At 60.3% G+C, this 6,582-nt stretch carries 7 protein-coding genes; 3 read left to right on the forward strand and 4 right to left on the reverse strand.

Features of this window, described 5'->3' with window-relative positions:
* Nucleotides 1-46: 46 nt before the first annotated feature.
* The 3 genes from NW816_RS12540 to NW816_RS12550 all read right to left on the reverse strand — a co-directional run bounded on the left by NW816_RS12540 (nt 47) and on the right by NW816_RS12550 (nt 2,386).
* A complete protein-coding gene (locus NW816_RS12540; protein ID WP_414409374.1) occupies nt 47-1,225 on the reverse strand; it encodes a 1-deoxy-D-xylulose-5-phosphate reductoisomerase in 1,179 nt (392 codons plus the stop codon).
* Between the two features lie 247 nt (nt 1,226-1,472).
* Nucleotides 1,473-1,766: a hypothetical protein gene (locus NW816_RS12545; protein WP_011432860.1), complete on the reverse strand. Its 294-nt coding sequence runs from the start codon at nt 1,764-1,766 to the stop codon at nt 1,473-1,475.
* Nucleotides 1,763-2,386, reverse strand: a complete 624-nt coding sequence (locus tag NW816_RS12550) for a ParA family protein (protein ID WP_041436401.1) — start codon at nt 2,384-2,386, stop codon at nt 1,763-1,765. Before NW816_RS12550 ends, NW816_RS12545 begins: the two co-directional genes overlap by 4 nt.
* A 201-nt stretch (nt 2,387-2,587) precedes the next feature.
* Here NW816_RS12550 and NW816_RS12555 point away from each other — a divergent pair, with 201 nt between their 5' ends.
* Nucleotides 2,588-3,874 carry a trypsin-like serine protease gene (locus tag NW816_RS12555; RefSeq protein ID WP_414409375.1) on the forward strand — a complete coding sequence of 429 codons (1,287 nt, stop codon included), beginning with the start codon at nt 2,588-2,590 and terminating at the stop codon, nt 3,872-3,874.
* A 103-nt stretch (nt 3,875-3,977) separates the two neighbouring features.
* Nucleotides 3,978-4,163 carry a 30S ribosomal protein S21 gene (gene rpsU, locus NW816_RS12560; protein ID WP_011432857.1) on the forward strand — a complete coding sequence of 62 codons (186 nt, stop codon included), beginning with the start codon at nt 3,978-3,980 and terminating at the stop codon, nt 4,161-4,163.
* A 69-nt stretch (nt 4,164-4,232) separates the two neighbouring features.
* Here the strand turns inward: rpsU and NW816_RS12565 are convergent, their stop codons facing one another.
* Nucleotides 4,233-5,591, reverse strand: a complete 1,359-nt coding sequence (locus NW816_RS12565) for a TonB family protein (protein WP_414409376.1) — start codon at nt 5,589-5,591, stop codon at nt 4,233-4,235.
* A gap of 256 nt (nt 5,592-5,847) precedes the next feature.
* Here NW816_RS12565 and NW816_RS12570 point away from each other — a divergent pair.
* The coding region (locus tag NW816_RS12570; protein ID WP_414409377.1) for a Rieske 2Fe-2S domain-containing protein at nt 5,848-6,582 on the forward strand (735 nt) is incomplete at its 3' end.

Genomic DNA, 6,582 nt, shown 5'->3' on the forward strand with positions numbered 1-6,582 from the left:
GCATCCTCTCCCACTCTAGCGCTCAGCCGGATCCCCCCGGTAGGGATCAGGCCAGAACCTGAGCCGGAGCTTGCTGGGCCAATTGCGCTGTTTCCTGCCGCGCCCAGGCATCCGCCTGCAAAATATCCTCCAGGCTGGGATCGGCGATAACTTGATGCCGCTCACAAACCCGCTCCAAGAGACGGGGAATATCCAAAAAACGGATGCGCTCCTGCAAGAACAGGGCCACCGCCGCTTCGTTGGCCGCATTCAACACTGCCGGCAGCGTTCCCCCCCTCCGTCCAGCGGCATAGGCCAACTCCATGCAGGGGTACTTGCGGTGATCCGGAGCCTTAAAGGTGAGGGATCCCAGCTTGACCAAATCGAGGGGATCCCAGGGGGTGGCCAGGCGTTCCGGCCAACTGAGGCCGTAGAGGATGGGCAGGTGCATGTCCGGCCAGCCCAACTGGGCCAGAACCGAGGTATCGGCCAGTTCGATCAGGGAGTGGACAATGCTTTGCGGATGGATGAGGATGTCGATGTGGTCGTAGTCCAGGCCAAACAGCCAGTGGGCCTCGATCACCTCCAGGCCCTTGTTCATCAGGGTGGCCGAGTCGATGGTGATTTTGCGCCCCATCACCCAGTTGGGGTGCTTGAGGGCATCGGCCAGAGTGACCTGATCCAGTTTTTCGGCAGGCCAATCCCGAAAGGCCCCCCCCGAGGCAGTCAACAAGATTTTTCGCAGGGATCCCGCCGGCACCCCCTGCAAACATTGGAAAATGGCCGAATGCTCAGAATCGACGGGGATCAGGTTCACCCCGTACTCGCGCACCAGGGGCAGCACCACCGGGCCCCCCGCCACCAGGGTTTCTTTGTTGGCCAGGGCAATATCCTTGCCGGCGCGGATGGCCGCCAGGGTTGGCAATAAACCGGCGCAGCCGACGATCCCCGTCACCACCCGCTGGGCCGCCGGGTGAGCCGCCACCTGACACAGCCCCTCCGTTCCGGCCACCAACTCCGGCAGCGGTCGGATCCCGGTCAGCAGCGACCGCAGCTCCGGCAGCAGTTCTTCCCGGCCAATGGCAACCATCTGGGGCCGAAACCGCCGTACCTGCTCGGCCAAGAGGGCGACGTTGCTGTAGCTGGTCAGGCCAACAACCTGAAAACGCTCCGGATACTGGGCCACCAAGTCCAGAGTTTGGGTGCCAATCGAGCCGGTGGAGCCGAGCAAGGTGATGGCTTGCATAAAGGATCCCTTTGCACCTGAAAGAGCGTGACATCCTCCCAACACAGACTTCCCCTCGCGCAGCGTGCCCAAAGGCTCCGTCCCGCTATTGCGAACGGCCCCACCTCGCGTTCGGGGATCCCTGCCTCACGCCCCTTCATCTTATTCCTATCTGGCTCTCAACTGGAATCTGTGGGCTCCCTCCGATCCCCGACAGCGGGATCCCTGAGCGGCTGTGGGGTCTGGCAATGCCCCTCTTCCCTGATGTTCAGACCTTTCCCGACTGAGAACGCAGCCACTGGCTGAGCAGCGCCTCGATCAGCTCCGAAAGATCTTGATCCGATTCCAACAGGATGCGCTTCACGGCTCGGTGAGTCTCTTTGGGGATGTAGGCCGTCAATTTGACGTACTCAGAGCTGTTGGGCTTGGCGCCTGCTTCCGGTTGCTCGAGGGTCGGCTTGGGTTCTGGAATCTTGTAGGCTTGGGCGCTCAGCTTTTTCGGGGCGGGTCGGGCCGGGATCCCCTCTGGCTGCCGGTCGAGAAGGCGCTCAAACTTGCTCATGACGAGATTTCCTCCCCCACAGCAACGTAGTCTGACCAAGCTTGTTTGGCTCTCGGCTCTGGGATCTCGTGAACACAGACCCCCTCCAGAGCAGCCCGTTGAAAAGCCACCGTGCGGCGAATGGAATGGTGGCAGAGAGGAATCCCGACTTGCTTGAGAAAGTTGCGGGCCTCCGCTCCATCTCGGTTGGGCCAGGGGGGAACCAGCGTCAGCAAGACCTTGTAGTGCTTTGCCCCCAACCGGTCTAGGGCCTTGGCGGTCAGCATCAAGGCATCTAGAGCCAAGGCATCCGGGGAACAGGGCAAAAGCAGCAGATCACACCGCTGCGCCAGAGCGTGTAACTGTTCCGGGGTGGGACGGGCAGGAGTGTCGATCACCGTGTGCTGAAAGCCTGTGGGCGTGGGAGTGGTGGGATCCCCGGCCAATACCTTGATAGGAAAGGATGATCCCCGTTCTGCCCAGCGAGAGGCCGAGCGATTGGGATCGGCGTCGATCAACAGGGCCATCCCCGACCCACCCGCAGGAGCTGCCCCTTGTTTTTGCTGAAGGTAGAGGGCCAGGTGTACCGCCGTGGTGGTTTTGCCCACGCCCCCTTTGAACCCCAAGACCGCGATATTCATCTGCCACACACCCTCCCACCCTGGTTTTACTGCCCAGTTGCGCAGGCGGCAAGAGGCTAAAGTGCGCATCGCCACGTTGGGTCTTGGGGCAAATCGGAAGAGCCGGGCGCGGGGGGAAGCGTTCCCGGTTCCGCAATCTTTAGGCTTCGCCGGTATGATAGCCTTGACTAGCACAACCGGCTGGCTTTGGAGAATCTGACCATGCCTCATCTCTCGCGATCCCATTCCTCCTTGGGCTTGGCTCGCTCTTGGTCTATTCCGCTGGGGTTGTGTCTGGCCCTGAGCCTAAGCGCCTGTGGCGGCGGGGGTTCCAGTCGCCCGCTTCCCCCAGTCTCAGCTCCTCCCACAGGACGAATTGAGGGATCCCATTTCGACGATCTCAACGGCAATGGGCTGCGGGATCCGGGGGAGCCGGGGCTGCCGGGCATCGCCACCTTTTTGGACTTAAACGGCAATGGCCGCCTCGACCCGGGGGAGCCCAGCACCGTCAGCGACGGCGGCGGCAACTTCCGCTTCTCCAACTTGCCCCCTGGCACCTACCGCGTCACTGCCCTTTTGCCCCCGGGGCGAGTGTTCACCACGCCGCGCTCAGGCTTGGGGCTGGAGCGGATTGTGGGCGGCAGGCCAGCTCAGCCGGGGGCCTTTCCCTGGATGGTGGCTTTGCTGAGGGCGGCTGAGCCAGATCCTTTTCAAGCGCAGTTTTGCGGCGGATCCCTGATTGCACCGGAGTGGGTACTCACCGCTGCCCATTGTTTTTTCGACGAGCAAGGCCGGCAGGTGAATCCCCAAGATCTGGATCTGCTGTTGGGTACCAACCGCCTGCAAATCGGTGCCGGCCAACGCATTCGCGCCGCGCAAATTGTCCTCAACCCCGGCTACAACCCCCAGGTGGGGAAACTTGGGGGGAATGACATTGCCCTGGTGCGCCTTTCTCGGCCAGTGGCTCTGGCCACCCTGCCACTGGTGCAGCCCAACCAAACCAACCTGACGGCCCCTGGCACTGCCGCCACCATCCTCGGCTGGGGAGCTACCTTCCCCCGTGCTCTGGACAACGAGGAAGCCAGCGGCTTTCCCCAAGATTTGCAGCAGGCCACCGTTCCCATCGTCTCCAATGCGGTGTGCAATGCGCCCCAATCCTACAATGGCACCATTTTAGATACCATGCTCTGCGCCGGCTTTCCCCAGGGAGGAGTCGATGCGTGTCAGGGCGATAGTGGTGGGCCTTTGATTGTGCCCAGCGGCAGGGGTTTTGCCCTGGCCGGGATCACCAGTTTTGGCAGAGGCTGCGCCCAGCCCAATTTCTATGGGGTGTATACGCGGGTGTCTAGCTTCGCCGGTTTTGTGCAATCGGTAATCGGCAGTGCCCCCAGCCCAACTCCAGCACCACCCTCCCCTCCACCCCCCACCGGGACAACTGCTTCATTCGTTGTCAATTTGAGGGAAGGTGAGGTGGTTGCGGGGCTCAACTTTGGCAGCCGGCTACAGTGAATAGGAACTGTAGCAGCAAGCAGCGGGGCGGAGATGGTTTAGGATAGGGATCCCTGTTGTAACCGAGTCCATCCCATTGATTGACGGAGGAGATGTCTTGCTTATGACCCAAGTGACGATTGGCGAAAACGAAGGGATCGAATCGGCGCTGCGCCGCTTCAAGCGCCAGGTTTCTAAGGCGGGCATTTTGCGGGATTTGCGCAACCATCGGCACTTTGAAACCAACCTAGAAAAGCGCAAGCGCAAAGCGGTGGCCGTCCGGCGCAACCGCCGCAAGTCCATGGCCTAGGCTACTGCCGACACTCGGAAATCTGAACCCCTCTGAACAGGGCTTGTGGCCTTGCCTGAGGTTCTGACGTTAGTTTCTCGGAATCTGGGTTGGGCCAGCCTGCAGGGATCCGCTCAACACGTTAATTTCCAGCATCAGTTCTTCGCCAACATAGCTCTCGGGCAAAGGAGCAAAGGGGGCTGAGCGCTGGATGGCACTGAGCACGGCTGCATCCAACAGGGGATCTTCTGAGGGGGTTTGCAGGCGCAGTTCCCGCAGGGATCCCTGTCGATCCAGACGCACCTGCACCACCGTTACGTAGGATCCGGATGCCCGCCGTACCATCCAGTGTTGGCGAACCCTTTCTTGGAATTGAGCCAAGTAGTCTCCCCAATCCGGATCGGCGGTGGCATTTAGGCTGGGTGGGCCTGCCTGAGAGGACTCGATCCCACTGGTGCGACCGAAGTCGGAGTTGTGGGATCCGGTAGGAAAAGTCGGGGGCAAGGTGGGAGAAGGCTCTTCCAACGGGGCTGCGATCGGCTCTGGAGAGGGCAAAGTTGGATGCGGATCCGCTGGAGCCGACAGGTAGGGTTGTGGCAAAACCTCAGGAGAACTTGCTGCTCTTTCGGGTTGAGGCTTGAGGGATTGAGCAGGAGAGATCTGAGCCGATTTGGTCTCCACTGCTGCTGCCGAGGAGGTAGCCAGTAGGCTTTGCAGATGCTGACGATAGTCCTGCAGTTGCTGGCGCTGTGGAGAGGACAGAGGCCAGTGATCCAGCCATTCTTCCGTCAGATGTAGCGCCTCCGCCCAATTGTGATCGGCAACTGCCTGCTCCAGAGCTGCTAAACCCGCTGACAGATTTTCTAACCTGGCCTCTGGCTGCTGCTGAGGAGAGGCAGAGTTCCGGGCGGGCTGGGGCACCTCAAGCTCCCTTGTCGGCGGAGAAAGGATCTCAGGGACAGGACTCCCTGCGGCTGAGGCGAGCAGAGGCTGTGCCGTTGCAGAAGTGACCTCTACCCATTCACCTGGATTGGCCACTTGCGACTGCCGCACCGATACGTGATCCCGAGGTTCAGAGACACCGGACTCACGGGCGGAGACGGGCGCAATCCACTGCGGCTCTGGGGGCGGCTCGTCTGCCACCTCCACCCACTGAAAGGGGAGGATCTCCTCCTCTTCCCGGATCCTAGGCTGCCAACCCACCCAGCTCATCGCGATGAAATGCAACCCTGCCGAGAGCACATTGGCCAGCCCCAGACGCCAAGGTAAGGAGCGGCGTTCCTGCTCTCGTTTTTGTTGAGAACGGCTGAGGCGAGGATCTGGATCCGTCAGTTGGTTTGGCCGGCTCTCAGCAGCCGGTTCTGGTTCGAGAGAGCTGAGCTCTGCGGCAGGTTGGGCCGGGATCCCTGCGCTACAAGGATCTCGAGCGGGGTTCAATTCGTTTTGCACCTTTCCACCTTTCCTCACAGCCACATGCCAACAGAAGCCCACCGACGCTTCTCTGCTTCCTTCGATCAATAGCCCATCCCCGGGCAGAGGGGTAGCCATCGATGCACAAACGCGCCCAGGGCAAAGCTGTGTTGGCTTATACGGACTTCTGCCATTTCAACGCCTATCTTTTTCACGGGGGGCGGTGCTTTGAGCCACCTAGGCTCACGAAAAGCCAGCTCATGATTCTCCGAACTAGAGCTTGTGGAGCGGGTTTATGCTTGTTACCCAGCAACCTGTCCTGAGGCGGTTTTGGTACCCCGTGATCCCGATGTCGGCCCTGGAAACCGGCCCACAAGCTTTCACGCTGCTGAAGACTCCTCTGGTGCTTTGGCTCAATGAGTCAGGGCAGCCTTGCGCCGTCTTGGATCGTTGCTGCCATCGCTCGGCCCAACTTTCCAAAGGGGTTGTTTGCAATGGCCACATCCGCTGCCCCTATCACGGCTGGGAATTTGACGGCTCTGGCACCTGTGTGAAGGTACCCCAACTTACAGACAACTTCATCCCTCGCACCTACAAGGTGGAGGGGTTTCGCTGCCAAGAGCGCTATGGCTATGTTTGGGTGGCATTGGCGGATCCCTTGACCGATATTCCCGAGATCTCAGAGGTGGCGGATCCCCGGTTTCGCCAAATTCATCAGTTCTATGAGGTCTGGAAATGTGCTGGCCTGCGCCTGATGGAAAACTCCTTTGACAATGCCCATCCCCACTTCGTCCATCAGCAGAGCTTTGGGGTGATCTCCGAGCCTGTACCCCCCGATCTGGACAGCCTTGAAGAGCTGGAGTACGGCCTTCGGGCCACCTCTGTTTTGCCGGTGTTCAACAGCGACCTGCAGAAGCAAAACTTGCGGATGTCGGAGGATCGCACCGTGCGTATCCTAGGTTGTGTTGATCTTTCATTTGAGCCAAAAGAGAGCACTGACGAGATAGAGAAAACTCAAGAAGTTCCTGGC

This window comes from Synechococcus sp. W55.1, assembly GCF_047461655.1.
In the GTDB taxonomy this organism is placed as follows: Bacteria; Cyanobacteriota; Cyanobacteriia; order Thermostichales; family Thermostichaceae; genus Thermostichus.

Coding starts and splice junctions, on each gene's coding strand:
- NW816_RS12540 (WP_414409374.1), bottom strand. CDS start 1,225: ATGCAAGCCATCACCTTGCTCGGCTCCACCGGCTCGATTGGCACCCAA.
- NW816_RS12545 (WP_011432860.1), bottom strand. CDS start 1,766: ATGAGCAAGTTTGAGCGCCTTCTCGACCGGCAGCCAGAGGGGATCCCG.
- NW816_RS12550 (WP_041436401.1), bottom strand. CDS start 2,386: ATGAATATCGCGGTCTTGGGGTTCAAAGGGGGCGTGGGCAAAACCACC.
- NW816_RS12555 (WP_414409375.1), top strand. CDS start 2,588: ATGCCTCATCTCTCGCGATCCCATTCCTCCTTGGGCTTGGCTCGCTCT.
- rpsU (WP_011432857.1), top strand. CDS start 3,978: ATGACCCAAGTGACGATTGGCGAAAACGAAGGGATCGAATCGGCGCTG.